The sequence below is a fragment of the Shewanella sp. DAU305 genome (assembly GCF_026802235.1).
Classification (GTDB): domain Bacteria; phylum Pseudomonadota; class Gammaproteobacteria; order Enterobacterales; family Shewanellaceae; genus Shewanella; species Shewanella baltica.
This window is the reverse complement of the sequence record NZ_CP113808.1, coordinates 3,815,898-3,839,884: the sequence shown is the minus strand read 5'-3', so window position 1 is coordinate 3,839,884 and position 23,987 is coordinate 3,815,898. Positions and strand designations below refer to the sequence as shown.

18 protein-coding genes are annotated in these 23,987 nt (G+C 47.4%); 10 read left to right on the top strand and 8 right to left on the bottom strand.

Annotated features, from left to right (window positions below):
• The first annotated feature begins 222 nt into the window (after positions 1-222).
• Both OX890_RS16175 and OX890_RS16170 read left to right on the top strand, forming a co-directional pair.
• Complete coding sequence (locus OX890_RS16175; protein WP_268649581.1) at positions 223-2,442, top strand: TonB-dependent receptor domain-containing protein; 2,220 nt, start codon at positions 223-225, stop codon at positions 2,440-2,442.
• Positions 2,443-2,576: 134 nt separating this feature from the next.
• Positions 2,577-3,140 (top strand): PhnA domain-containing protein, encoded by a 564-nt coding sequence (locus OX890_RS16170; RefSeq protein WP_107402299.1) that lies wholly within the window; start codon positions 2,577-2,579, stop codon positions 3,138-3,140.
• Positions 3,141-3,248: 108 nt separating this feature from the next.
• Here OX890_RS16170 and OX890_RS16165 read toward each other — a convergent pair whose 3' ends face one another.
• On the bottom strand, positions 3,249-4,454 hold the full coding sequence (locus tag OX890_RS16165) for an MFS transporter (protein WP_268649580.1): 1,206 nt from the start codon (positions 4,452-4,454) through the stop codon (positions 3,249-3,251).
• 230 nt (positions 4,455-4,684) lie between these two features.
• On the opposite strand from OX890_RS16165, the gene OX890_RS16160 reads away from it, so the two are divergent.
• Positions 4,685-5,281: a MarR family winged helix-turn-helix transcriptional regulator gene (locus OX890_RS16160; RefSeq protein ID WP_268649579.1), complete on the top strand. Its 597-nt coding sequence runs from the start codon at positions 4,685-4,687 to the stop codon at positions 5,279-5,281.
• 163 nt (positions 5,282-5,444) lie between these two features.
• Positions 5,445-6,458, top strand: a complete 1,014-nt coding sequence (locus tag OX890_RS16155) for a succinylglutamate desuccinylase/aspartoacylase family protein (protein ID WP_006080925.1) — start codon at positions 5,445-5,447, stop codon at positions 6,456-6,458.
• A 158-nt stretch (positions 6,459-6,616) separates the two neighbouring features.
• On the opposite strand, the gene OX890_RS16150 is transcribed toward OX890_RS16155, so the two are convergent.
• Positions 6,617-8,644, bottom strand: a complete 2,028-nt coding sequence (locus OX890_RS16150; protein ID WP_268649578.1) for a methyl-accepting chemotaxis protein — start codon at positions 8,642-8,644, stop codon at positions 6,617-6,619.
• Positions 8,645-8,852: 208 nt separating this feature from the next.
• Between OX890_RS16150 and OX890_RS16145 the strand changes: the two genes are divergently transcribed.
• Positions 8,853-9,479 (top strand): fumarylacetoacetate hydrolase family protein, encoded by a 627-nt coding sequence (locus OX890_RS16145; RefSeq protein WP_006085186.1) that lies wholly within the window; start codon positions 8,853-8,855, stop codon positions 9,477-9,479.
• Positions 9,480-9,615: 136 nt separating this feature from the next.
• On the opposite strand, the gene OX890_RS16140 is transcribed toward OX890_RS16145, so the two are convergent.
• The gene (locus tag OX890_RS16140; protein WP_126492416.1) at positions 9,616-9,858 is read right to left on the bottom strand and encodes a hypothetical protein; all 243 of its coding nucleotides are present in this window, start codon (positions 9,856-9,858) and stop codon (positions 9,616-9,618) included.
• A 255-nt stretch (positions 9,859-10,113) separates the two neighbouring features.
• Here OX890_RS16140 and OX890_RS16135 point away from each other — a divergent pair, with 255 nt between their 5' ends.
• The 4 genes from OX890_RS16135 (at position 10,114) to OX890_RS16120 (ending at position 13,109) form a co-directional block, all read left to right on the top strand.
• Positions 10,114-10,395, top strand: a complete 282-nt coding sequence (locus tag OX890_RS16135; RefSeq protein ID WP_006085187.1) for a DUF134 domain-containing protein — start codon at positions 10,114-10,116, stop codon at positions 10,393-10,395.
• Positions 10,396-10,440: 45 nt separating this feature from the next.
• On the top strand, positions 10,441-10,872 hold the full coding sequence (locus OX890_RS16130) for a transcriptional repressor (protein WP_006085188.1): 432 nt from the start codon (positions 10,441-10,443) through the stop codon (positions 10,870-10,872).
• A gap of 36 nt (positions 10,873-10,908) precedes the next feature.
• Complete coding sequence (locus OX890_RS16125; RefSeq protein WP_006085189.1) at positions 10,909-12,618, top strand: FAD-dependent oxidoreductase; 1,710 nt, start codon at positions 10,909-10,911, stop codon at positions 12,616-12,618.
• Between the two features lie 62 nt (positions 12,619-12,680).
• Positions 12,681-13,109 carry a PaaI family thioesterase gene (locus tag OX890_RS16120; protein ID WP_006085190.1) on the top strand — a complete coding sequence of 143 codons (429 nt, stop codon included), beginning with the start codon at positions 12,681-12,683 and terminating at the stop codon, positions 13,107-13,109.
• Positions 13,110-13,298: 189 nt separating this feature from the next.
• Here the strand turns inward: OX890_RS16120 and OX890_RS16115 are convergent, their stop codons facing one another.
• Genes OX890_RS16115 through OX890_RS16105 form a run of 3 tightly spaced genes read right to left on the bottom strand, consistent with a single transcriptional unit; the run spans position 13,299 to position 18,153 of the window.
• Positions 13,299-16,025, bottom strand: a complete 2,727-nt coding sequence (locus OX890_RS16115; protein WP_268649577.1) for a family 20 glycosylhydrolase — start codon at positions 16,023-16,025, stop codon at positions 13,299-13,301.
• The gene (locus OX890_RS16110) at positions 16,022-16,864 is read right to left on the bottom strand and encodes an ROK family protein (protein WP_268649576.1); all 843 of its coding nucleotides are present in this window, start codon (positions 16,862-16,864) and stop codon (positions 16,022-16,024) included. Before OX890_RS16110 ends, OX890_RS16115 begins: the two co-directional genes overlap by 4 nt.
• Positions 16,861-18,153: an MFS transporter gene (locus OX890_RS16105; RefSeq protein ID WP_268649575.1), complete on the bottom strand. Its 1,293-nt coding sequence runs from the start codon at positions 18,151-18,153 to the stop codon at positions 16,861-16,863. The genes OX890_RS16110 and OX890_RS16105 overlap by 4 nt, the downstream gene beginning before the upstream one ends.
• A 549-nt stretch (positions 18,154-18,702) precedes the next feature.
• Here OX890_RS16105 and OX890_RS16100 point away from each other — a divergent pair.
• A complete protein-coding gene (locus OX890_RS16100) occupies positions 18,703-19,677 on the top strand; it encodes an AraC family transcriptional regulator (protein ID WP_268649574.1) in 975 nt (324 codons plus the stop codon).
• 10 nt (positions 19,678-19,687) lie between these two features.
• Here the strand turns inward: OX890_RS16100 and OX890_RS16095 are convergent, their stop codons facing one another.
• Together OX890_RS16095 and OX890_RS16090 are read right to left on the bottom strand one after the other, a co-directional pair.
• The gene (locus tag OX890_RS16095) at positions 19,688-21,193 is read right to left on the bottom strand and encodes a tryptophan halogenase family protein (RefSeq protein WP_268649573.1); all 1,506 of its coding nucleotides are present in this window, start codon (positions 21,191-21,193) and stop codon (positions 19,688-19,690) included.
• A gap of 67 nt (positions 21,194-21,260) precedes the next feature.
• Positions 21,261-23,897 carry a TonB-dependent receptor gene (locus OX890_RS16090; RefSeq protein ID WP_268649572.1) on the bottom strand — a complete coding sequence of 879 codons (2,637 nt, stop codon included), beginning with the start codon at positions 23,895-23,897 and terminating at the stop codon, positions 21,261-21,263.
• Positions 23,898-23,987: the final 90 nt, after the last annotated feature.

Genomic DNA, 23,987 nt, shown 5'->3' with positions numbered 1-23,987 from the left:
CGCACACTCTATAGAGGATGAAAGGCTATCAAATATGGCAGTCATACTGCCATCCTTAGGCAAGATCTTCACTTAAATTTTTTGAAGCGTACCGTTTCTATCTTGTTTTCAACCAGACCGTTATTTACACGTAAAGCCAAGTGAGAACTATTCTTATCTTCTTCGTTAGTGCCTATAATGCCGCCCTATTTTTAGATTGGTTTGTTAATAGGAAGACGTTAAATGGGTTGCCTGCCTAAATTTGGGAAATGGAAAGCGAATAGAAATCTGTCGCTTATGGGATTATGTATATTGCCCTCAATGCCGTTGTACGCCGCTGAGGTATTGGGCGAGCCTAAGGTTGAGCCGATTGAAATCCTGCAGGTTCATGGGCAGCAATATCGTAGGGCCATCACAGTCGCTAAACCGGGTGAAGCGATTATTTCCATGGAACAAATCGAGGAGATGCAGGCGACGACCTTCGCCGAAGTGATTGATGATATGGCGGGAGCGCATATCGATGGTGGCACCCGCAGCGGCGGTGAGCGGATTAATATTTGGGGCTTTGGCGAGACCGAAGATTTTAACGTTTATGTGGATAATGCTCCGGTGGGATTTGAGCAGTATCGCTATGGCTCATTTTTCCTCGATCCTGATCTCATCAAACGAGTGGAAGTGATCAAAGGTGCCCATGATGTGCGCTCGGGTAATGGCGGTTTTGGTGGGGCCATGTATGTGGTCACTAAATCGGCCGATGATTTTCTTAAATACAATCAAGCGATTGGCGCGCGAGTCAAAACCAGCTACGCCAGCAATAATGACGCTATGGGTTATACGGGAACTGTCTATGGCAGGGTGAATCCACATTTATCGGGGTTGTTGCACCTTACACGCCGTGATGCGGGGGATGTGACTTTAGCCAATGGTGATGAGTTTGAATATTCGGGCTATGAGCAAGATAACTATCTAGGCAAGATTGATTATGAGCAGGGCGATCACCAACTGGCCTTGAGCGTGACCCATTATCTCGATGAGGGCCGCAAACCTTGGGCTAATCGCCGTGGCCCCATGCCTGCCATCTCAGACTACAACATCAAAAAGTACGGCTCCTACGAGCAGGCGCTGTATGCCACAACCGCCTATAACACCTATGAAGACAACACTTGGTCTGCCAATTATCGTTATTCGCCGAGCAATCCGCTGATTGATACCCAAGTGGTGATCTCCCATTCGGCGAATGCGCGTCACTGGGTAAGACCCGATATTGCGTGGGAGAAAATGACGGTTTCCGTAGGCAACTTCGGCCACGAATCTTGGCTAGATTACAAACGTGATTATATTGATATCAACAACTTGAGTTTGATTGGCGATCACGAGATCACCACAGGATTGCAGTACCGCAGTCTCGACCGTACTTCGCTCGTGTTTAACAAGAGTTATGAGAAGAATCCTGAGAAAAACTTTGGCTGGTACACACCTTATTATCAACCTGAAGGTCGCCAAGACACCTATGCCGTGTATGTTCGCGATGCGATTCATCTCACCAACGACTTAACCGTTACTCCCTCGCTGCGATATGACTTTATCTACAGCATAGGTCGGCCAAATATTGCGCCAGATTATAACGACATCAGCGCGGGTCACGATTATAGCTCGACTCACCACTCGGGGTTCTCACCAAGATTAGGCATAGATTACCAACTGACAAACTACGCTCGGTTAAACTTTGATTACGCCTATAGTCTGCAAGCCCCTGTGGTTGATGAGATTTATGCCGTGCAATACGCGAGAGCCAGCATTACCGGCACGAGTCGCGACATCGATGTCGAACGCTTACATGCCTTCAAGCTAGGCTTGATGACACAGCACCAGCATCTGCTTGCCAACGATGATGCGCTGACGACGCAGCTTACTCTGTTTGCCAACCTAGGCCGCGATGATATCGCCCAGCGCCGTGGGGCTAAGTCTGATAAAACCCAGTTAATTCAAAGCGGTTATACCAATCTTGATGGTTACCATATTTACGGTGCTGATTTTGAGGCCCAATATCGCTATCAAGACGTGTTCAGTGATCTGGCGGTTTCATGGCTGCAAGGTCAGCACAATGGGTCACTCAGAGACAGCCAAGATGACGACGAGTATTTAGCCAACATGGCACCGCTCGATATTCGTCTGCGTTTAGGCATGTATATTACCGATGATATTTCAGTAGCTTGGCAGGGTGCTTGGTATGATGCGCAAACTAATGTTCCCCACGGCGATATCTTTAATGCCGAGTCGCCGAGCGAAAATTACTTCTTGCAGAACCTGTACCTCGCCTATGAGCCCCAAGCTGGTTTAAAGGGATTAAGCGTGCGTTTGATGGTGAAAAACCTCACCAATCTGCAAGTGGTGCCGTTTCTCTCCGATGGGATCCCAGCTGCGGGGCGCGATGTTCGCTTGAGTTTAGCCTATGAATTTTAAAGATTAAGAACCAAGGCAGTGTGGGCGCGGTTTATAAAACTTATAAAAAATAGGGTTATATTGCCTCAGCCCCCTGCCGAAAAAAGCCCGTTTATGGCATAATCCGCGTTTTACTAGGCATATAGAACAGAAAAATGACTGAAAATGAATTGCTAAGTCGCTGTGGCGGCAAGTGTGAACTGTGTGGCAGCGAGATCGAACTCTCTATTTATGATCTGCCAGCCTCCGATGGCCGTGACAATGAGATCATGATTTGTGAAACCTGCAGTGGCCAAATTGCGGCACCGGATACCATGGACATGAACCACTGGCGTTGTCTGAACGACAGCATGTGGAGCCCTGTACCGGCAGTTCAAGTGATGTCATATCGTATGCTTAAGCGCTTAAATGGCGAAAGCTGGGCGCAAGATTTACTGGATATGCTTTACCTTGAAGACGATGTAAAAGCGTGGGGCGATGCTGAAGTTGCCGCCGCAGGTGACGATACTGCCCCAACGTTAGACAGTAATGGTGCCGTGATTAACGCTGGCGATACGGTCGTGATCATCAAAGACTTAAACGTGAAAGGCACTAGCTTTGTGGCTAAGCGCGGCACAGCTGTGCGTAATATTGCTTTGACTAACAACCCAGAGCACATTGAAGGCCGTGTTAACGGTACTCGCATTGTGATCCTGACGTGCTTCGTTAAAAAGTCTTAAGTTGTTTAAGTTGTACCTAGTGTGGGCTCGATTTATCGAGCCGCATACCATAAAAAACCGCCATACTCGTTAATCGACATGGCGGTTTTTTTATTTTGAATGAGAGAGTTAAGATACGCAACGGGTGACTTGATATTGGCGTGCATAACCCTGCGGATTAAATTGCCAAGATAGTATCCACGCCATCAGACTTAAGCCCCCGAGCAACAACCATGCACTGTTAAAGCTATTGAAATTATCGCGGATCAATCCAGCAATCCAAGGCGAAATGGCGGCAATGGTATAACCCACACCTTGTACAAAGGCGGTTAACTTACCCGCTAACATCGGATTTTGTTGATGATCCATAGTCACAATTAATCCGAGTGGAAAAATCCCGCCTATGCCTAATCCCGCTAGTCCCGCCCATAAAAATAGCGACACTTGAGGGGCGAGTGCGAGCCCCATAAAACCGATGAGTTGCAGTAAGCACAGTAGGGCAATAATAGCGCGTCTGTCCGTTGACTTGCTGGCAAGCCAAGGAAACACTAAGCCCGCGATCACTTCCATGCTGGTTAAGAAACCTAACACTAATCCCGATTGAGTTTGGCTATAACCTAACTCGACCGCGTAGGGCGCTAACCATGCAAGCACGCAGACATAACAGCTTGTGCCTAAAGCAAAAAATATCGCCAATAGCCAACTGCGATGAAAACGCCAAAAGCTAAGCTGTACAGTTTGCTCCGCAGTTTGACTTGGCAATGCGGCGTTATGTTTAACCATCAGCCATAGCGCCAGTGCTGCTACACCTAACCAAGTCCAATGGCCTAACCCCGCGCGCCAACCTAAGTTCATCCCGATAAAAGGCGCACTGCTGGCGGCCAAAGCGGCGCCGCCCATAATGGCGGTGACGTAAAGCCCCATTATTAAGGGCACCCGTTCACCGAAATTGAGTTTGATCATGGCAGGCATGATGGTTTGAATAAGCGCGATACCGATTCCCGCCAGTAATGCCGAGCAGATAAGCCAGCTTGCATCCATCGCCCAAAAACGCATTGCCGTGGCGACGATCAAGAGGAGCAACGATCCCGTCATCACGGTATTAAAACCTAACCGTTTAGCAATACTAAAACCCGCAAAGCAGCCCAGTCCCATGGCGAGCACGGGCAGCAATGTCAGCATAGACGCTAAGGTAAAACTTAAGCTGATATCCTCTTGTATGCTGGGCAGTAAAGGCCCGACGGAAGCGAGAATGGGGCGCAGATTTAGACCGATAAGAATGAACGCGATTCCGAGAAGCAATAAATTCGCTTTCTCTGACTGGGGTGACCGCATGGATTGTCTCCAAAAATAAGCTGAGTTTGATTTGCTGAAAGAGTGACCTGTAGCGGCATTTAGCACATTTACGATGATTTCCTATCAACAACAGTAAGTTGAAGCAGCATCGCTACAGTTCAAAAAGAATCTCTTTCAGATGTATCTTGATATAAAGATATTTTAATTCTGCGAGAAAATGGCTAAGATGTAAAGAATGATATAAAGAATCTTTATGTTGAGATAAAGCTATGACAGCGAAAACGACACTCACTCACATGAGCCCTGCGGATACTAACTCGAGTTCTGCGGATAAAGACCAAGCAGCTTCGAGCACCAAAATAGATGGCTTGGACAGACAAGATGGTTTGGATAGCATTGTCGGCCAATGGCAGCAACAAGGGGTGACTGATGATTTGATCCCTATGGCTGTGCTCGGGCGAATCGCGCGTTTAACGAAATATATTGAAGTGGTACTGCTGCAATGCCATGGCGAATTTGGCTTAGGTCAGGGCGAGTTCGATGTGCTTGCCACCTTAAGGCGTTCGGGTGAGCCGTTTACACTCTCGCCTTCACAGCTTTATCAGAGCATGATGCTAAGCTCTGGCGCTATGACCAGTCGTTTAGACAGACTCGAAAATAAGGGGCTGATTGAGCGGGCGCACAGTAAGGAAGATCGCCGCGCCGTCCATGTCTCGTTAACTGCTGAGGGTAAGGCGCTCATTGATAAGGCCTTGCCGCAGCATATTCAATGTCAGAGTGCATTGTTAGCGGGCGTGAGCGTTGAAGATAGACCTATGTTGTTGCAGATTTTAAAATCTTGGCTGAACCAATTTGAGCCGCAATAAATTGTTGAAACTTCACGTGATCATTTAGTTTTTGTTTTCTAGTTTTAAGCTTCTATTTTTTAGTTTCTAGTGTTAGACATCTGGCGATAAGCGATAGCCGAGCGCTATTGGCTAATATGGGTCCGCCGTGCGGGACAACATTCGATAGTACAAGGGAGTTGCCATGGTAAAAAGACGTGAAGCATTTGAATTAGCAGGTAAACGAGTCACAGCAGGGACTCAACTGGGGATCAAGCTGGCCGCCGCTAAGTTGTATACCGATACGCAACTCGATATTCATGTGGAAGTGTTTCACGGGGCCAAACCCGGTCCAACTTTGCTGGTTTGCGCCGCCATTCATGGGGATGAACTCAATGGTATCGAGATTTGTCGGCGGTTATTAGCCAGAGTGAATCCCAAGAATCTGACGGGCACGTTAATTGTGGTGCCGATTGTAAATGTGTTTGGTTTTATTCAGCAATCCCGTTATTTACCCGATAGACGCGATCTTAACCGCTGCTTCCCTGGCTCCAGTAAAGGGGCGTTGGCAAGCCGGTTAGCCAACCTCTTTGCCACTCAGTTATTAGTCCATGCAACCCATGTTATTGATTTGCACACGGGCGCGATTCACAGAGACAACTTGCCGCAAATTCGCTGTGATACCAGCGACGAGACTATGCTGGCCATGGCGAATGCCTTTGGTGCGCCGCTTATTATGCATTCTAAAGCGCGCAGTGTTTCCATGCGGGGCTACGCTAACCAGCAGGGCATTCCGTGTATTTTGTACGAGGCGGGCGAGGCATTACGTTTCAGTGAATTGTCGATAAAATCTGGCCTTAAGGGCGTGCTCAATGTAATGCGCAGTTTAGGCATGTTGAAGGGACGGGTAAGCAATAAGGGGTCGAGTGTTAGCGCCATTCGAAGTTATTGGGTGCGCAGCGAATCCGACGGCTTAGTGAATATGAAACTCAAGCTCGGCCAGCGGGTGACTAAGGGTTATATCATCGCCCATATCGTCAGCCCCCACGGCGGTGACAGTGTGGCCATTCGTGCACCAACCGACGGCATCATCATAGGGATCAGCAATATTCCTGTTACCAACGAAGGCGAGGGTATGTTCCATATCGCCCAGTTTGAAGGTGACGAAATTGAAATGGCTAACGAACAGCTCGATGAATTTTTGATGGAATATGCTTAACTGCAGATGTGTTGAAATTGGATAGACAGCCACAGAAGTCGCTAAGATAGTTTTGCGACTTCTGTGATCATTTTTAAGTGCTTATTTTTACCTCGCTAACTCTTGTCTCTAGTCATCCCACGAATACCATTTTCGACATTACTAAAAACCTAAACTCACTAGAGTTTAAAGCGTTCCACTGAGCTGGTGAGTGAATGCGCAAGCGTGGTGACTTCGTTGCTGCGTTTGGCCATGTCCATGGCTTCATTGGCATTTTGATCTGCTGCTTGCGCTGCCTCGCTCATGCTCGACTCAATACGTTGACTGTAATCTAACTGCTCATGGGCGGCGTGGGTGATCTCTAGACTCATGTCATTGAGCGTGTGTAAGGTACTTTCTATGTGGGCGATAGCATCCTGCAGGGTTTGGCTTTGTCCGACACATTCGTTTGCCTGATTTTGCCCTGTGGTAATAGCACTCGCTGCCGTGGAGGTCTCTTTTTGCAGGGCCGTAATCATGGTTTGAATTTCGGCGGTGGCAGCTTGGGTGCGTGAGGCAAGGGATCGCACCTCATCGGCCACGACGGCAAAACCCCGTCCATGTTCCCCCGCTCTGGCGGCTTCAATGGCGGCGTTCAGTGCCAGCAAATTGGTTTGTTCGGCAATGCTGCTAATGGTGGTTAAAATGCTGCCAATATTATCGCTTTGAATGCTCAAGCGAGACATGACCTCAACCGAACTACTTAAACGGGCGCTCAGTTCGGCAATTTTATTGCGATTATCATCGGCAATTTGCTTCACTTGATTGCCGTATTTCGAGGCTTGGCTAATTTGTTTCGCCGACTCACTGGCCTGTTCTGTCACCAAATTAGAACTGGTAAACATCTGTTCTGCTAAGGCTTTAGTTTCATCTACGCGGCTGATTTGCGCGGTTGCGGCATTGGCGATGCGCTGACCTTGCTCATTGGTTTGGGTGGCTGAGCTGTCCAGCGAATGGGCATTTTGGCTGATATTGGTTAATAGCTTGGCAAGATCGTCACTCAAGGTATTCATGTTATCAATTAGGGCGCCAAATTCATCATCATGGCGTTTGTGAATGCGTTTAGATAAATCCCCACGGGCGATGCTTGCGAGTGCGCCATTCACTAAGGCTAATGGATTGAGCATGGCCTTGGAGGTGAAGAAGGAAATAAAACTCACCATAAGGATAAACACTATGGCGAGCACTATCGCTAAGGTTTGCCCTTGCTCAATGGCATTGCTGGCAATGGTTTGCAGGCTGCTAAATCGGCGATCGGCTAAGGTGATTAACTTGTCTAAGGCGAGATTGTTGGCGTTAAATTCTTTATCGGCATCGAGGTAATGTTGCTCGGCTTGTAGCTGCGCCTCAACCACGGCTTGTTGTGTTTTATAAAGCTCGGCAGGCGCTGCGAGTAAGGTATTGATAATCGCATATTGCTGTTCGAAGGTTTGCAGCAAGCCTAAGGTATCAAGCCCATCAGTTTGTTGTTTTAAAAAGGTAAAGTTAGTGGTGAGGTTACCCAGTAAGATGCTGACATCTTGCTGGTGCGATTGGATCACCTCCAAACTTTGAGTGTGGATCAGCTCTCCCATAGTGTTGGTTAGCGTATACAACATGTCGTCGATACGCGTGCCAGTACCGACAATCTCTTCGAGCAGAGTAGGATTATCGGGGATGGACAGGGTTTCGAGATCGATCATCGCATTACTGGCGTTGGTCTTGGCATCGTTAAAGCGTTGGAAAAGTTGTTGGTATTGCTGCTTTGCTTGTTCATTGGCGAGTTTCGCACTAAACATGGCTTGGCTTTGTTGCAAATAGGCTTGGTATCTTGCCTGCGCCTCGTGCAGGGAAGTCTGCATCTTAGGTTGATCTGCCACTCGCTCCGTTAACTCATTTTCGATACTTTGATATTTCTTCTGCAGCGCTGTAAATGCTTGCTGACTTTTGGTTAAGGCGGCTGTGTCTTGCTGGCTATGGGCCAAGGTGGCAAGGCGTGACATTTTCAACAGTACCAGTTGCAAGCTATTACTCTGCTTTTGCACCGGTACGGCTAAGGTTTCGATATTTTGATAGGCGGTTTGTACTTGTGAGAGTGAATAATAGAAGAAGCTGCTGCCAGCGATGAGCAGGGCGCCGATGGCACTAAAGCTAAAAATGATTTTTTGTTTTATGGTAAGCGTCAACATAGTGCGAAAACCTCTTCTAGGACTGTCCCTGTAAAATGGGTTTATTAATGATTAGATCGCTGTTTTTATTGAAATATTAATTCAAGTGTAGCAGAGTTCGTCACAAGTAAAGTGAATTTTTCTATTGAGAGTTTAGCGCTAGTTAAGGTTAACTTCTTGGTTTGATTATTTAAAAATAATCTCAACCGTATCGTAAAAAGGATTAAAAATGAAATCAGTCGTGTTGGGTGAAAAGCGTATCGTACCGACAAAAATTGTCTGCATTGGACGTAATTATGTCGACCATATCCATGAGTTGGGCAATGACATACCCGACGACATGGTGGTGTTTTTAAAGCCCAATTCGGCGATGTCGACTGTGCTGCTTGCTGAGCATCAAGGCGAAGCCTTGCACTATGAAACCGAGCTGTGTTTTATGTTTCAAGATGGCCGTTTTAGCAGCGTTGCCATTGGCTTAGATCTCACTAAACGTGATTTACAAAGCAAGTTAAAAGCCAAGGGATTGCCTTGGGAGCGGGCAAAGGCCTTCGATGGGGCCGCATTATTTAGCCCCTTTGTGGCGATTGATGATGCCGAGGCGCCGCTGCATTTTACTTTGAGTATCAACGATAACTTGGTGCAAGAGGGGCATATCGATTTAATGATCTACAAACCTCAGACCATATTGTCCGAGTTGCAAGCGTTTATCAGTCTCGATGAAGGCGATATTGTGATGACAGGCACCCCCAAGGGCGTGGGAGTGATTCCCGCTAAAAGTGTATTTAACGTCACGCTGAGCCGAGGTCTGCAAGCGAGTGCTGAACCTTTGCTCGAATGGCAATGGCAAGTGTCTTGAGTCTTGAAAAGGTTGAAGTTCGCACGAACAATGTCAATTAATCGCGAAGTCATCAGTGCTGCTACGGCGAGTTATCCGTAATACCGCCGTAGTGTTAATTCGAAAGTGTTAAGGCAAAAGTTTTGACTCTAATTTGCTAGAGTCCCGCAACGGCTTCCATATCGAGTTCGATATCAGTACAGCCTTTGGCACAGTAAATTCCTGCAGCTTGTTCTGTCTTTGCCTGCTCAGGCAATATCACTTTTAATGTCTGTTTACAGCTAGGACATTGCACTGGCTTACCTTTAAATACCCGTTTAATCAGATTCTTCTGCTCATTGAACGAGGTCGCAGTGGTTTGATTTAACACGGCAAAGGGGCTAGTAGACGCTGTTGTCATCGGCAGTGAAATCCTTAAAAATTGAGTGAATGATATGGCTTAAAAATGAGCAACTCACGACGCTGTCAATCGGCATTTGCCTTAGTTGTGGCGATTATAGCCTGAGTTTAGGTGATATTGAAAAGCTCAAATGCAAATAGCGAACGGTGCTTTCATGGCTTAGGCCGCTTTTAGCATTTTCCTCGTCTACTGATATAGGTTGCATATGAGAACTAAACCGAATATAAATGGCATATGCTATAAACGAGGTGTAACATGGTCAGACCAAAAATCCCCAGAACTATTTGTGGCCAAAGAGCCAATATCTGTTTTAAGCCTAATGGCATTCCTATGACACAGTTAGAGCAGGTGCCGCTGGCCGAGGACGAAATCGAGGCTATGCGCTTAGTTGATTTACTCGGCATGCAGCAACAGGAAGCGGCTAAATCAATGGGTGTATCACGTCAAACCTTGGCGAATTTAGTTAAAGGGGCAAGGTATAAGGTGGTTGATAGCTTAATCAACGGTAAAGCGCTGATGACAAACAATATCAACTGAGTATTGAACACTGGTAACGCGTATCGACGTGTCTAGGTAAGTGTAATGCAAGCAGTATTGAAAGACTCGGGCCTTAAAGTCACCACTCAAAGATGCAAGTTGCTTAAGTTTTTAACTCAAGTCGATAAGCAACATTTAACCATCGAAAATATCTATCAGGGGTTAAATGCGCAGGGCGAGACCATGGGCCTCAATACTGTGTACCGAATCATGGCGCATTTCGAACAAGCCGGCTTAGTGGTAAGGCGGCTTTTTGAGTCTGAAAATGCGATGTATGAGCTCAATGGGAAACCGCGTCATGAGCATTTAATCTGCTTAACTTGCGGCAAGTTAGTTGAGTTTGCCGATCCTTTGATTGACTTACGTTTATGGTTAGCAGCTGAACGTCACGGTATGAGTATCGATCATCACAGCCTTAATATTTATGGTCACTGTTTTGATTGTAAGCAAAAGCTTGAGAGCAAATCGGGTAGATAGACGAAATATTATTCGTTAATTTTATTGGAGAAGAACATGACTAAAATAGTGATTGTAGGCGGTGTTGCTGGTGGCGCATCTGCAGCAGCAAGAGCAAGACGTGTATCAGAAACTGCTGAAATTATCATGTTAGAGCGAGGCGAGTTTATTTCATTTGCGAACTGTGGCTTGCCTTATCATATTGGCGGTGAGATAGAGTCTAGAGAGGCCTTGTTGCTGCAAACGCCTGAAAGCTTTAAATCACGTTTTAATATTGAAGTGCGCGTGTTTAATGATGTGATTGCAATTAATCGACAAACCAAGCAGTTAAGCATACGTAATCTGCTCACAGATGAAGTCTATCAAGAGTCATATGATAAGTTGTTGCTAAGTCCAGGTGCCTCGCCAATCAAACCTCCAATTAGCGGCATTAATAGTCATTTTGTGCATAGCCTGCGAAATATTCCCGATATGGATAAGGTGTTAGCTAACCTTTTGCTGCATAAACCTAAGCATGCCACTGTCGTCGGTGGTGGCTTTATTGGTTTAGAGATGGCAGAAGCACTACGACATCGAGGATTAGAGGTGAGTTTACTAGAGCTTGCCGACCAAGTGATGGGGCCGGTCGATGTTGAAATGGCCAATATACTGCATCAAAAATTAGTCGATAATGGCGTGGATTTACGTTTAAAAACAGGATTGACCGCAGTTCATGAGCGTCCTATTCAACCGGCTGAATCCGACATTACCGATGACTACGATACGCCAGTGTTTCCTCATTACCATCTACATTTAGATTTGAGTGATAACAGCAGCTTAGCTACAGATTTAGTGATCCTTGCCATAGGTGTTAAGCCTGAAACCCGCTTAGCATCTGAATGCGGTTTAACCTTAGGCAAGCTCGGTGGAATTTACGTTGACGCCAGTATGCGCACTTCTGACCCGGACATCTATGCCGTAGGCGATGCGATTGAAACTGATGATTTTGTTACAGGTAATCCAATACTTATTCCACTCGCAGGTCCCGCCAATCGTCAAGGTCGATTAGCCGCAGATAATATGCTTGGCGGCAATAAGCTGTATCGTGCCACCCAAGGTACTGCAATTTGTAAATTGTTTGATATGGCAATCGCCTCAACGGGGTTAAACGAGAAGAGTTTGCTAAGGCAAGTTATTCCGTTTGAAAAGATTTATGTGCACACCGCTAGCCATGCCAGCTATTACCCTAGAGCACATCCCATTACCCTAAAGCTGTTGTTTTGCCCTGATAACGGCCGTATTTTAGGGGCTCAAGCCGCTGGGATTGATGGCGTCGACAAACGCATTGATGTGTTAGCAGTAGCACAACGGGCAGGAATGACAGTTTATGATTTAGCCGATCTTGAACTCACTTATGCACCACCCTTTGGCTCGGCGCGTGATGTAGTGAATCAAGCCGGCATGGTGGCTGCAAACGTCTTATTAGGTGATGAATCCATTTGCCATTCTCAGGAACTAGATCATCTGACGGCTGAACAAGTCATTATCGATGTGCGCAACCCGAGCGAGCTAACGGCAGTGGGTGCCATTGTTGGTGCGATTAATATTCCGTTGCCAGTACTGAGAGACAGGCTCAATGAACTTCCTAAAGACAAAGAACTGCTCGTATTTTGCCAAGTGGGTCTGCGCGGGCATGTCGCTTATCGGATGTTAGTGCAACATGGTTTTAAGGTACGCAACCTCAGTGGTGGCTATAAAACTTATCAAATGGTTAATGCACGTTTTTAGTGAAGAACAGCATTAAAGATGGATTTTAAAACCATTTACATCCATCAATAAATAGGTGCAGCGTGAACAATTATCAAGATTGTAAACAAAGCCACAGCCAATGCCTTGTCTGTGGCGACGCGACTCAAAACCCTTTGTCTTTGCAGTGTAAGTTTTTTGCTGACGGTAAGGATCAGGTTGTGGGTTATCATAAGGTCAATCGCCAGCTTCAGGGCTATAACAACCTACTACATGGAGGCGTTGCCAGTTCCTTAGTGGATGCCGCTATGACCCATTGTTTGTTTATGCAGGGCATAAAAGCATTAACTGCTGAAATGACTGTGCGTTTTGTTGCGCCAATAAAGGTGGGAGATGCCATTAAAATTGTCGGCCGAATCGTGAGCCAGCGTATGGGAATGTACCAATTGGAAGCCTCACTTTATGTGGCTGATATCGCGTGTGTGACTGCTAAGGCAAAATTTATTCAACCTAAGAGAGGTGTAATAAATTAACCCTGTTAGGTAGCTGTGTAGCAATTTGATTTTAAATAATTAATTAACTTTTTAGAGAGCTTCAAGCATAAAGTCGCAATCTCAGATTGATAACGTGAGCGTTTCCAAAAAAAACAAATATCAGCGGCATCAGTTGGGCGTTAACGCGTCGGCCATCACATGTGATGGCCGACATTGTGCGATGAACGATTAGAGTGAGCTTTGCCAAGTCGATGGGCGAGAGTAACGTGCGCCATCTTTGACTCTAGCGCGGATGTGTTTGACATCATTAAGCTTGAATGATTGGCGGTAGCTTAGCCAAGGTCCTGAGTCGAGTTGGTATTCCAGCTCGGCATTGGGATATAAGCTATTGAGCACTAACAGCTGATTTTCAATACGTATTCCAGGTGGCGCTATGCGGTAGAAAACTCCCGCTTTTGCTAACTTAGGCTGCACTTTATTGGCGTAAACCGCGGCGAAGGTTTGCCAATCCTGTTTGAGGACTTGCTCGGCTTGGCCATTGAGTTGGCTGGCAAAATGTTGAGTCTGTTGGCTATAGATTTTACCTTGATAATCATAGGCTAATTCCCACGGTGCCTTGTGCCATGCCCGTTCTGCAAGGGCTATCATGCGCGGGAATAGCATGTATTCTGCTTGCTCATCCGATTGCACCATTTCGCTCCAAAGATGCCCCTGCAAGCCGTAAAATCTGTGTCCCGGTTTGAGCTGGCTGTGGCTGTCGTCCGCGATAAATGGCTGATTTAAACTATTGCGCCAGCGCTCGGCATGGGCGGGCAGGTTGTCGGGCATAAAGCTAAACACCTTAAAGCTGTCTATTGCCCTTGCAGCCCAATGATTACCGCGCTCATCTGGATGGCTAACATAGGGAAAATCAAAATAGGTGACTTCCGGCGTTGAGAGCACGACCTTCCAGCCAAGATTTACTTGCTTATGGGCGATTTGATGGCCGTTGTCCGAAATCAGTGACCAAGCGTTAGATTGCACTTGGGGGGGCATGTTTTCGGGGCGCACTTCACCCATACCATCATTCCAGCCAGCGGCAATAATCCCTTTATCTGCCAGCATGTTAGCAACGCGTTCGATAAAGTAACCATTGAGTGAGTGCAGTCCAGCTAACTCATCGGCTTTTTGTTGCTTCATTGCGATACACGCGGGAGAGTCGACCCAAGCGCCCGCGGTTTCATCGGCGCCTATGTGGTAATGCACTAAGGGAATGCCTACGGCTTGGTGCATTTTTTTAACTTCATCAATCACAGTATCGATAAAGTGATAGGTGCTCGCCAAGCACACATTGAGTGTGTTGTCGTGATAATACTGAAGCGATGAATATTGGGTTTTATCTGCAAATTCAGTCAGTAAAAACTCCTCCGCCTTAGCTTTGTCTCCCTTGGCGAGGTAATGGTGATAACGCGCCTCCATGGATTTTATCGCGGCGCGGGAATGCCCTGGCATGTCCAGTGAAGGGATCACTTCGATATGGTGAGCATCAGCCAGTTGTAATATTTCTTGGTATTGTGCCACGGTTAAGTAGCCATCGACGGGATTAACGTCCGCAATTCCGCTGCCTAGTTGTGGCAATAAACAGCTTTGCTCGGTTAAATCGAAACAGCGTTTTGCGCCCACATCGGTCAGTTCGGGTAAGCCGGGTATGGCTAAACGCCAGCCTTCGTCGTCGGCTAAGTGCAAATGCAGTTTATTGATTTTATAGGCGGCGAGCTGTGGAATGATGCGTTTAATAAAATCTAGCGAGTGGAAGTTACGGGCTAAATCGATGTGCAGGCCGCGAAAGGCGTAGCGAGGCTGGTCTTGGATCTCGATGGCGACCAGTTGATCGTCACTTAAACTGATCAACCCTGCGAGGCTTTGTAGACCGTAGAAGAGTCCCGCTTCACTGCCCGCTCGAATACTGATTTGCTCGGCCGTTATGGTTAACCGATAGGCTTCGCTTGTTTTCATTTCACTATCATGGGCTTCAGTGCTGGCGACTTTAGGAGCTTGGGCATCGAGTTGCAATAACAGCGGCGTGCCTTTGTCCTTGGCCGCAAACCCTAAACTGGCGAGGTAATCAAACGCCGCCTGCCGTCCCTTAAAATCGACAGTCGCAGCCGTGAGTCGATAACCTTTGGCAAGAGATAAGGGCGCCGAGTTTAGGCTTTGGCTATGAAGTGGCGTGGGGATGAGTTTGCCGCTAATGTCAGGTGCCTTGTCTGCAGCTAAGGCTTGGTATTGCTCGGCTAAATACTGGCCATCGGCGAAGGGGGTTGCATCGTTTTTTGCCAGTAAGAATTGTTGACCGGCATTAAAAGGCGCGAGGTAGGCTTGCTCGGGCAACCCCGTCTCTTTATTGCGCTGGGTTTGAGTGCTCTTTATAAGCTGCGCTTTATCACCCATAGCGACAAAGAAGTTTGGCATAAACTCGGAACGGGTGATTTGGCTACCTTGGCTGTAAAACTCAATACGATAAACCTGATCGGCGACGAAGCCCTTAAAGCTGGCTTTAGGAGTGATTTTGTGTAAATCGCCATTGATATGCTCAATGCTAAAGTCACCCGCATCGACGAAATAAACGGGCGATAACTGGCTGAAATAAATTTGCCAGTCGCCGTGATTTAACTCTTCATTAGATAACTGAGTGGGCAAGGTCAGCTCAATGGCGGAGTGATAGCACTGGGTTTCTTTAGCGGGACAGGTTTCAAGATAACTGGCGGTTAACTGATAATTTAATTGGAGCTTATCGGCCAATTGATTCAGCGCGACATGATTTGCCTCCTGCACGGCGTTGGCGGCCTGTACCGATGGCATAATAAATATTGAAAGCACTGGCCCCAAGGGAAGCACTGCCATTATGCCGCTGATTAATGCCGTCTTAATCCTCTGCCACTTTATCTTCCCTTTTCCTTTAATTAGTCCTTTCACTTAACTGAGTCCTTTTGTTGTAAAAACCATTGCGCCGCGCCTATGAGTGCCGCATTGTGATGTTGGCTGGCTGAAATCGTCAAGTCCGCCAGTTGGGGGCCATAGACTAAGCTTTGCAATTTCTGTTTAAGCGCTTCAATAAAGAAGGGAAAGCTTTGGCTGACTGAGCCGCCAAGGACGATATCTTTGGGATCGTATACCAGTAAGGTTTGGGCGATCATGTGCGCCAAGTGTTCACCAAAATGGGCGAAGGCTTGCAGCGCTTGGCTGTCTCCTTCACAGGCTTTTTGATACAAATCTTCGCCACTTATGTGATGGTGAGTGGTGAAGTATTGCCCCGAGCAGTAGTGCTCAATAATGCCATCGCGATAACTCAAACTGCCGATTTCGCCTGCGGCGCAATGTTTACCCGAATACAGCTGACCATTAAAAATCACCCCAGCGCCCACGCCTGTGCCTAAGGTAATCCCGAGCATGTCTTGATTGTGATTGAGAACAGCTTCGCCAAGGGCAAAGAGGTTCGCATCGTTATTTACAACCACATCCATTTCAAAGGTATTTTTAAGCTGCTGAGCTAATTGCGTTGCCGTTAATGCAGGGATATTGAGCACTTCGAGTAAGGTGCCGCTGTGCATATCCACCATGCCGGGTATCCCGATGGAAATACCATAGGTTTCAGGCGTGAGGTGGCTGTGGATACAGGTCACGAGGAAATCGAATAATTGTTCGAAATTGCCATCGGCGGGAACGGGATACCGCCAAGTGTCGAGTAAGGTTTTACCTTCCACCTGTGCCAACATCAGTTTAGTTCCCCCAAGATCTAAACATAGGACGCTCATAATAGCTTGTTGCCTCTCGTGTTGGTTGTCGCCATCGGCTCGTCATTCTTTGATGCCGCTTTTGTTGAAAATAGGGTGGTGTTTTTAATCAAGGGGCGAGCCGTTAGCGCGATATAACCTATGTAAGCCATAGGGATTAACAGCACTAACATCCCGAACCGTAACTCGCCGGACAGCTCACTGATAACACCAATGATCGGCGAGATAAACGCGCCGCCGATAATGCCAGTGCAGAGAATGCCAGCGAATGATCCATGATCTTGGGCGCGAGAATTGAGCGCCAGCGAGAAGATCACCGACCACATGATAGAAATGAAAAAGCCAACCAATGGGAAACAAATTAATGCTAGTTGGCTCGGTCCCCAAATCGCCACCAGAAAACAAACCAGTGAACTAAGGGAAAAACTGAGCAGCAAGATCTGACTGTCGATAAGCTTAAGTAGCAGCAAACCGAGTAGGCAGCCGAGCGTCATGTAAAACCAAAAATCGCTAACCACATTGGCGCCGACACTTAAGGTATCAAGGCCATGATATTGCGACAAAAAGACTGAGATACTATTAGCAAGCCCTTGTTCAAGTGCGACGTAGGCGGCGATAGCGAAGAAGAATTTCAAAACGGTTTTATCTTTGAAAAGGCGTAAATGGGTCTTCAGTGCACCCGCAGACTCATCCGCCAATTTATCCACTTTGGGCATCTTCACTAGGCTGGCAAAGAGCACCATGGCGAGTGCGACCACGGCAAATAACCAGTACATGGCGAGCCAACTCATGTTCTCTGGCAATAGCTGTTGCACATAGTTGGCTGATGCTGCACTTGCTTGATCTAAGGCGACAAAATGCTGGTACACCAGCGGCGCTAAGGTTGCGGCACCGCCAAAGGCGAGTTGGGCCAGTACGGAGAAAAAGGCAAAGTGCTCAGGCCCCGCGGCTTGGCGCAGTAAGGGATTCACTGCTACCTGCAATAAACTCATGCCAGTGCCGATGCAAAACAGGCTAAACATGGCGATGCTAAAGGTAGGGAGACACACAAAAGTGACGGCGCCGATAAACGCGAGGCTAAAGGCTAAGATGATCACTCGCTTTTCACCGTACTTGTCCACCAAAATCCCCGCAGGAATCGATGTCACCCCGTAGGCGATAAAAAACGCAAAGGGAAATAACCCCGCCAACGTCAGGCCGATAGCATAACTGTCAATTAACGCAGGGAAAATCGGCCCCATACTGTTGGTCATCAAGGAAATCACAAAGAAAGTACAGAGGACAAACAGAATGATGAGTTTGTGTTTCATGTGCTTAGCCAATTGAATTAAGTGAAATTCATTGTGGACTGACGTTCGCTATGGCGGTGATACGAATGGTGCCTCTGTCGATACTTTTCTCACATATGCAAATCCTGTTCGTGCTGATTTAGCTGATTTAGCTGATTTACATCAGGTGCAGTTAATACGGGCTGTAGATACTTGTAAATACTGGCGATAGATAATGGTGATAGATACGAGTTGCAGTTAGCTGCTGCGGATAGGCATAGGTAAAACCGTGTTTTAGTATCTGCTGATAAAGTGTTTGCTTGTAAAATAGTTACCTTTAATTAACATTGGATAGAATAGTATTAGAGTAACGGAGTTGAGTATCACTGTAGGGCTGACTTGCTATAGACAATAGTGCGCGAAGACATAGCGATTTCGCCGCGCTGATAGGTCAAGGCTTGCATTAAAAATAAGGTCTAAGTAATTGAATAATTTAACTGGATGGCATAACGGCTAGCTTGAGTGAATAGCGTTGATCTGTAAGAGTTGATTGAAGCTAAGGTAAAGGAATGAGTAACTGGAGTTTAATGGATGAAACCTCTGTGTGAAAAAGTGATCCCCGATGAAAACAGCTCTTGGCGTTACTTTCGCTATGAATGGGACCACATGGATCTCAACTGGCATTATCACCCCGAGTACGAAATCTGCTTAACCCTCAACAGTTATGGCATGCGTTATGTGGGCGATCATATTGCCCGCTATGGCGATTATGATTTAGTGATCATCGGCCCTGACATGCCCCACGGCTGGCAATCCGAGGCTAACCTTGATATTTCACCTGACGAGGCTTCAAAGAACGATTGTTTGAAAGGCGGCGCTTCAACTGCGGTCGGTTTGAAAGAGCCCAGTTTGAAGGGATCCGCTTCGAAAAATCGAGTGTCGGAAGTCGTCTATGTGGCACAAATTCCCGCAGCCTGGCTACACCAAATTGTGAATGAGCAGCGCGAGTTAGCATCCTTGCATTCTCTTTTGACCCATGCCAAACGGGGCGTGTTGTTTAGTGAGGAAACGGCACGCAAAGCCCATAGCGTGTTTATCGCGATGGAGACGGCTAATCCCTTTAAACGCTATATTTTGTTATTGGAATTATTAGCGTTATTACAACAGGATAGTCAGCAAGAGCTCTTGTCCAGCACCTTGTTCACCCACGGCAGTAAGCTCGACTTTACCGTGAAAAAGCTCGATAAAGTGATTGAGCATATTTATGACAATTACACTCAGGCCTTGTCGGCGCAGGATTTGGCAAAGTTGGCGCACATGAGCACCAATCATTTCCATCGCTTCTTTAAAAAACGCACCGAGAAAACCTTAACTGAGTTTATCAACCAACTCAGGATCGCTAAGGCGTGCAAGTTATTACTCTCGAACCAGAGCCCGATTTCAACCATCAGCGATCAGTGTGGTTTCAATAATTTATCTAATTTCAATCGACGCTTTATTCAATTTAAAGGCGTCACGCCGAGTCGCTTTCGTCAGCGGTTTAGCAGTAAACAAAGAGCGATTTAACCCCTTACTATCACGAATACTTAGGCTGAAAATACTGCTCCACTAAGGTTTGGCAGTAGCTTATCGCTTGCGCCGTGATCTCCGCTGAAATCGGCTCAAATGGGCGCTTCAGTTTTGGGTCACGGTAATCCATTCCCGCTAACAGCGCATACCAAGAAGGGCGAAAGTAGGCGAGCTGCTGGTCGTATTGGTAAAGCAGCAGATCAAAGTCTTCCCCTTGATACCAAGCTTTTAATAGTTGCGTCAGCCTTTGGGAAATCGCGACTTTTCTCGCTGCCACCCAATAAGGTTCGCTGCGCTGACTGGTGACATAATGGGCCTGAATGTAATCCTTTATGCCGAGCACTAACTGCATTACTGCTTGATTTAATGTTTGTCGACTTAAGGTTTCTGCCTGCTTATTTAATTGATAACGCTCGAATAATGACATAAATCTTTCAAGGGTGAACTGAGTCATCATGATCGACGTGGCTTCGAGCGGCTCGATAAAACTTTGCGCAAGCCCTATCGCCAGCACATTGTTGTGCCAAGCCTTGTCACTGACGCCGACCCGCATTTTAAGAAAACGCACTTGGGTCGACTCGGGTAAATTTACACTGTGCAATAATTCCTTAGCCGCGGCATTGGCACTGAGGTGGCGACTGCTATAAACATAGCCATTGCCAAGCCTGTGGGTGAGGGGGATTTGCCATAGCCAGCCCGCACTGAGCGCCGTGGCGCGGGTATGGTACTTGGCCTGCTGTGCTTGAGTCTGAATGGGATCCATTAATACAGGTACAGTAACGGCGCTGTCGTTGAGTAACTCATCTGCGAAGGATTGAAAGGGCACGCCTAGGGCTTTATGGATTAGCTTAGCGCTAAAGCCGCTGGCATCGATGAAAAAATCGGCGTTAAGTCGTTCGCCATTCGCCAGGATCAGTGTCTCAATCTGCTGGTGTTGGGTGGTTGAAACCTCAACCACATCAGCAATGATCTGCCGTACGCCGCGCTGGCAGGCATAATCTTTTAAGTAGTTGGCCAGCTCAGTCGCATCGAAGTGATAGCCGTATTCGTTAGCGCAGGGTAGTGTTTTCTTCGGCCTTGGGCTGAGATTGTGTTTGGCCAGTACGCCGCTAGAGAAAAACGCATCGGGTTTAACGGCACTGCCATGACCGCGGCGTCTTGCATTGGCGTTGATAAAAAAGACTTCGGCGGGTTTTACATCCATTTGAAAATAGAAAGGGTGGAAATATTGCTGCCCGTCACCATTCCAATTGATAAAGTCGATGCCGGTTTTATAGCTGGCGTGGCATTGCTCCATCCAATCTTTTTCGCTAATGCCTAAGTTGTCCATAAAGCGTTTTAGGTGTGGCGTAGAGCCTTCGCCAACGCCGATAGTGCCTATGTTGTCCGATTCCACTAAACAGAGTTCAATGGCGGCAAATACGGGGTTATTCGCGAGGGCGGCCGCGGCCATCCAGCCTGCGGTGCCGCCACCTAAGATAATGATTTTTCTGATTGCTTGTTTCACTTTCATGGCTTATCCCCGCTGCATTATCAACGCAAAAAGCCGACCCTAAGGTCGGCTATGGTGTGACTCAAGTTTAAAATTTGTAGCTGGCACCGACGAAATAACGCGAACCAAATTCGATGGTATTTTGCGTCAATCCGTATTTAACATCATAGGATTGCACCACTTCATTGGTTAAGTTTACCCCTTCGAGTGAAACATCTAAGTTCTCCATTGCATGCCAAATAATCGAGGCATCGACTTGTTGATAGCTGTCGTTTAACACGTTTTGAATGTTACCCACGCCTAAGTATTCTGAACGCCAGTTATAGGCGATACGGGCGCTGAATAGATCATCTTCGTAGAAGAGTGAGCCGTTGAAGGAGTTTTCTGATACGCCTTCAATCATCTGTTCAGTGCCATCGGGGCGAGTGCTCTTACTGTCAACATAGGTGTAGTTGGTCAAGAAGCCAAAACCGCTTTCAAAGTTATGTTGAAGCTGGATTTCAAGCCCAGTCACTGAGCCGCTGCCGCCGTTGGCGGGGGCTGTGACTCGGCATTTATCCCACTCGGATTCTGACGCGCCGCAACCTTCGATATATTGCGTCGACTCAGTGACAAACACTACGTTATCAATATCTTTGTAGAACAAAGCCGCCGACAACATAGAAGATTCAGTGAAGTACCATTCGATGCCAAGGTCGGCTTGATTCGCCTTATAGGGTTTCAAATTTGGATTACCGCCGGTCGCAGTACCAAAGTTTTTCGCTATGGCTAAGCCAGGTTTGAGGTCGCTGTAGTTGTTACGCGCCATCACGGAAGAGGCCGAAGCACGCAGGATTAAATCTTCTTGCAGATCAAAGGCGACGTTGATGCTCGGTAGCCAATTATCGTAATTGACGGATTCATTGTAGGGCTTGCCATCGGCAAAACCAGTTGAGGTTTGGTCAGTGTTAACGTAACGCACGCCAAAGTTACCACGGTAGAATTCACCGCTGAAATCCGCTTGGGCGTACAGGGCCAACATATCCTCTTCGACAGTGAAGGTGTTACCGAGATCGGCGACTTCCACTAACTCGCCATTGGCGTATTTCTCGCTGATAAAGGCCCACCATTTGTCTTCATCTAACTTGGCATAGGAGTCGAGCACATTGCCGCCGCTCTGGGAATGTAGCCCAGACAGCACGCCATCGCTCCAGTTAGCGAGGTTGCCATTAGGCACGAAACCTAGGATTTCTGCGGGGTTACGGTTGAAGGCATTACGCTCGAAATCACTGGTGTTGTACTTAATCCCGACCGCAATTTTGTTAATAAAATCATGGTCGAGTTGATATTCGAAATCGGACTGTGCGTAGGTCACTTTATGATCTTGCACTGTGGTTTCGTAGTTCGCCTCTTGGGCGTGCTTGAATTGGCTGGCATCGTTGGCATCTAAACTCGTCAGCACCACTTGGTAGGGACCGGTGGCATCGTAACTAAAGCCGCCATCGACACTGCCTTGACCGTTAGGGAAGGCGGGATCGCCAATTTTGCCCCCTTGGTCCGTCGCGGGGATCCACCAAGAAGATGAGCCGCCTTGGGTGCCACCATCTGAGGTCGATTGGCCAATGACGCCACTCACCGTAAAACTGTCCCCGACGTATTTTCCGGTTAAGTTGAGTACGTCAGACTTCATATTGACCGCGTGGCGTACCACAGGGTTATAAATAATCGACGCATACGCCGGTAGAATCGTTGCCGATGCTGTGCCGCCTTGGGCGTTGTTCACTACGTTGGTGGAGCCTGAACCGCGCGCGCCAACGGTTAAGAAGTTATGGTTTACGTGGGGGATATCGAGTTCAAAATTAAAGTAATCTAAGGTGAACTCGGTATTGTCAGTTGGTGCAAATTGCAGTGTGACTTGGGCGCTGGTCCGTTCACGTTCGGCTCTAAAGGCCTGCGAGCCTATGCCCCAAGCGCCAACGGTAGATTCTTGATTTTGCGCGGGATCGGCAGCGAAGTATTCATAATAACCGCTGAGTGATTCCAGCACTTGGCGGCCACTGGTAATTTTTTCTACTGAATAGGCGCCTAAAATACCAAACTTTTCGTCGTCATTTTTCCAGCTTCCGAGGAAAGAACCACTGGGGTCCGTTTCATCGTAAAGACTGCTTTGGCTCAGCTCGCCAGCCACTTGATAGGTGTGGGCATCGAGATCTAAGGGCTTGCGGGTTTTGAGATCAACAGTACCGCCCAGCGCACCTTCTTCAAGTCTCGCGGTCGGGGTTTTGTGCACTTCAACCGCACTAACTTGCTCGGCCGACAATAATTCCATATTGAAGGTACGAGTGGCGGGGCCAAGATCATACCAAGAGGTGCTAGCAACGGTTTGACCGTTCAGCAAAATACGGCTCTGCTCTGGCGCAGTACCGCGAATAGTGACACCGCTTACTTCGCCGTATTGCCTATCGACTGTGACTCCTGAAATTCGCTGCAGTGCATCACCGATGTTTTTATCGGGAAACTTACCTATGTCTTCCGAGGTGATGGCATCGACCGTGGAGTCGGCGAAGCGTTTGGTATTCATCGAGGCTTCAATCGAGCGACGTATGCCGCGGACTTGGATCACCTCCATATTTTCTGCCGTTGCCTCTTGTTGCTCCGCCGCGACTGCGGTTGAGCTCATCCCGAATAAGACGTTAGCGATACACAATGCGAGCAAAGAGCTCTTAAATAGTTGACCTTCTGACATGTTATAGCGTCCCTGTAGTGCTTTAGTGTTGTTTTTTCTCCAGTTAACTTACCTGTTATCGAATTGTTGATGCGGTACTTTTCACACTAG

What these genes read in the sequence shown, in the direction of transcription:
- OX890_RS16175 (WP_268649581.1), top strand. Translation starts at nt 223, where the DNA reads ATGGGTTGCCTGCCTAAATTTGGGAAATGGAAAGCGAATAGAAATCTG.
- OX890_RS16170 (WP_107402299.1), top strand. Translation starts at nt 2,577, where the DNA reads ATGACTGAAAATGAATTGCTAAGTCGCTGTGGCGGCAAGTGTGAACTG.
- OX890_RS16165 (WP_268649580.1), bottom strand. Translation starts at nt 4,454, where the DNA reads ATGCGGTCACCCCAGTCAGAGAAAGCGAATTTATTGCTTCTCGGAATC.
- OX890_RS16160 (WP_268649579.1), top strand. Translation starts at nt 4,685, where the DNA reads ATGACAGCGAAAACGACACTCACTCACATGAGCCCTGCGGATACTAAC.
- OX890_RS16155 (WP_006080925.1), top strand. Translation starts at nt 5,445, where the DNA reads ATGGTAAAAAGACGTGAAGCATTTGAATTAGCAGGTAAACGAGTCACA.
- OX890_RS16150 (WP_268649578.1), bottom strand. Translation starts at nt 8,644, where the DNA reads ATGTTGACGCTTACCATAAAACAAAAAATCATTTTTAGCTTTAGTGCC.
- OX890_RS16145 (WP_006085186.1), top strand. Translation starts at nt 8,853, where the DNA reads ATGAAATCAGTCGTGTTGGGTGAAAAGCGTATCGTACCGACAAAAATT.
- OX890_RS16140 (WP_126492416.1), bottom strand. Translation starts at nt 9,858, where the DNA reads ATGACAACAGCGTCTACTAGCCCCTTTGCCGTGTTAAATCAAACCACT.
- OX890_RS16135 (WP_006085187.1), top strand. Translation starts at nt 10,114, where the DNA reads ATGGTCAGACCAAAAATCCCCAGAACTATTTGTGGCCAAAGAGCCAAT.
- OX890_RS16130 (WP_006085188.1), top strand. Translation starts at nt 10,441, where the DNA reads ATGCAAGCAGTATTGAAAGACTCGGGCCTTAAAGTCACCACTCAAAGA.
- OX890_RS16125 (WP_006085189.1), top strand. Translation starts at nt 10,909, where the DNA reads ATGACTAAAATAGTGATTGTAGGCGGTGTTGCTGGTGGCGCATCTGCA.
- OX890_RS16110 (WP_268649576.1), bottom strand. Translation starts at nt 16,864, where the DNA reads ATGAGCGTCCTATGTTTAGATCTTGGGGGAACTAAACTGATGTTGGCA.
- OX890_RS16105 (WP_268649575.1), bottom strand. Translation starts at nt 18,153, where the DNA reads ATGAAACACAAACTCATCATTCTGTTTGTCCTCTGTACTTTCTTTGTG.
- OX890_RS16100 (WP_268649574.1), top strand. Translation starts at nt 18,703, where the DNA reads ATGAAACCTCTGTGTGAAAAAGTGATCCCCGATGAAAACAGCTCTTGG.
- OX890_RS16095 (WP_268649573.1), bottom strand. Translation starts at nt 21,193, where the DNA reads ATGAAAGTGAAACAAGCAATCAGAAAAATCATTATCTTAGGTGGCGGC.
- OX890_RS16090 (WP_268649572.1), bottom strand. Translation starts at nt 23,897, where the DNA reads ATGTCAGAAGGTCAACTATTTAAGAGCTCTTTGCTCGCATTGTGTATC.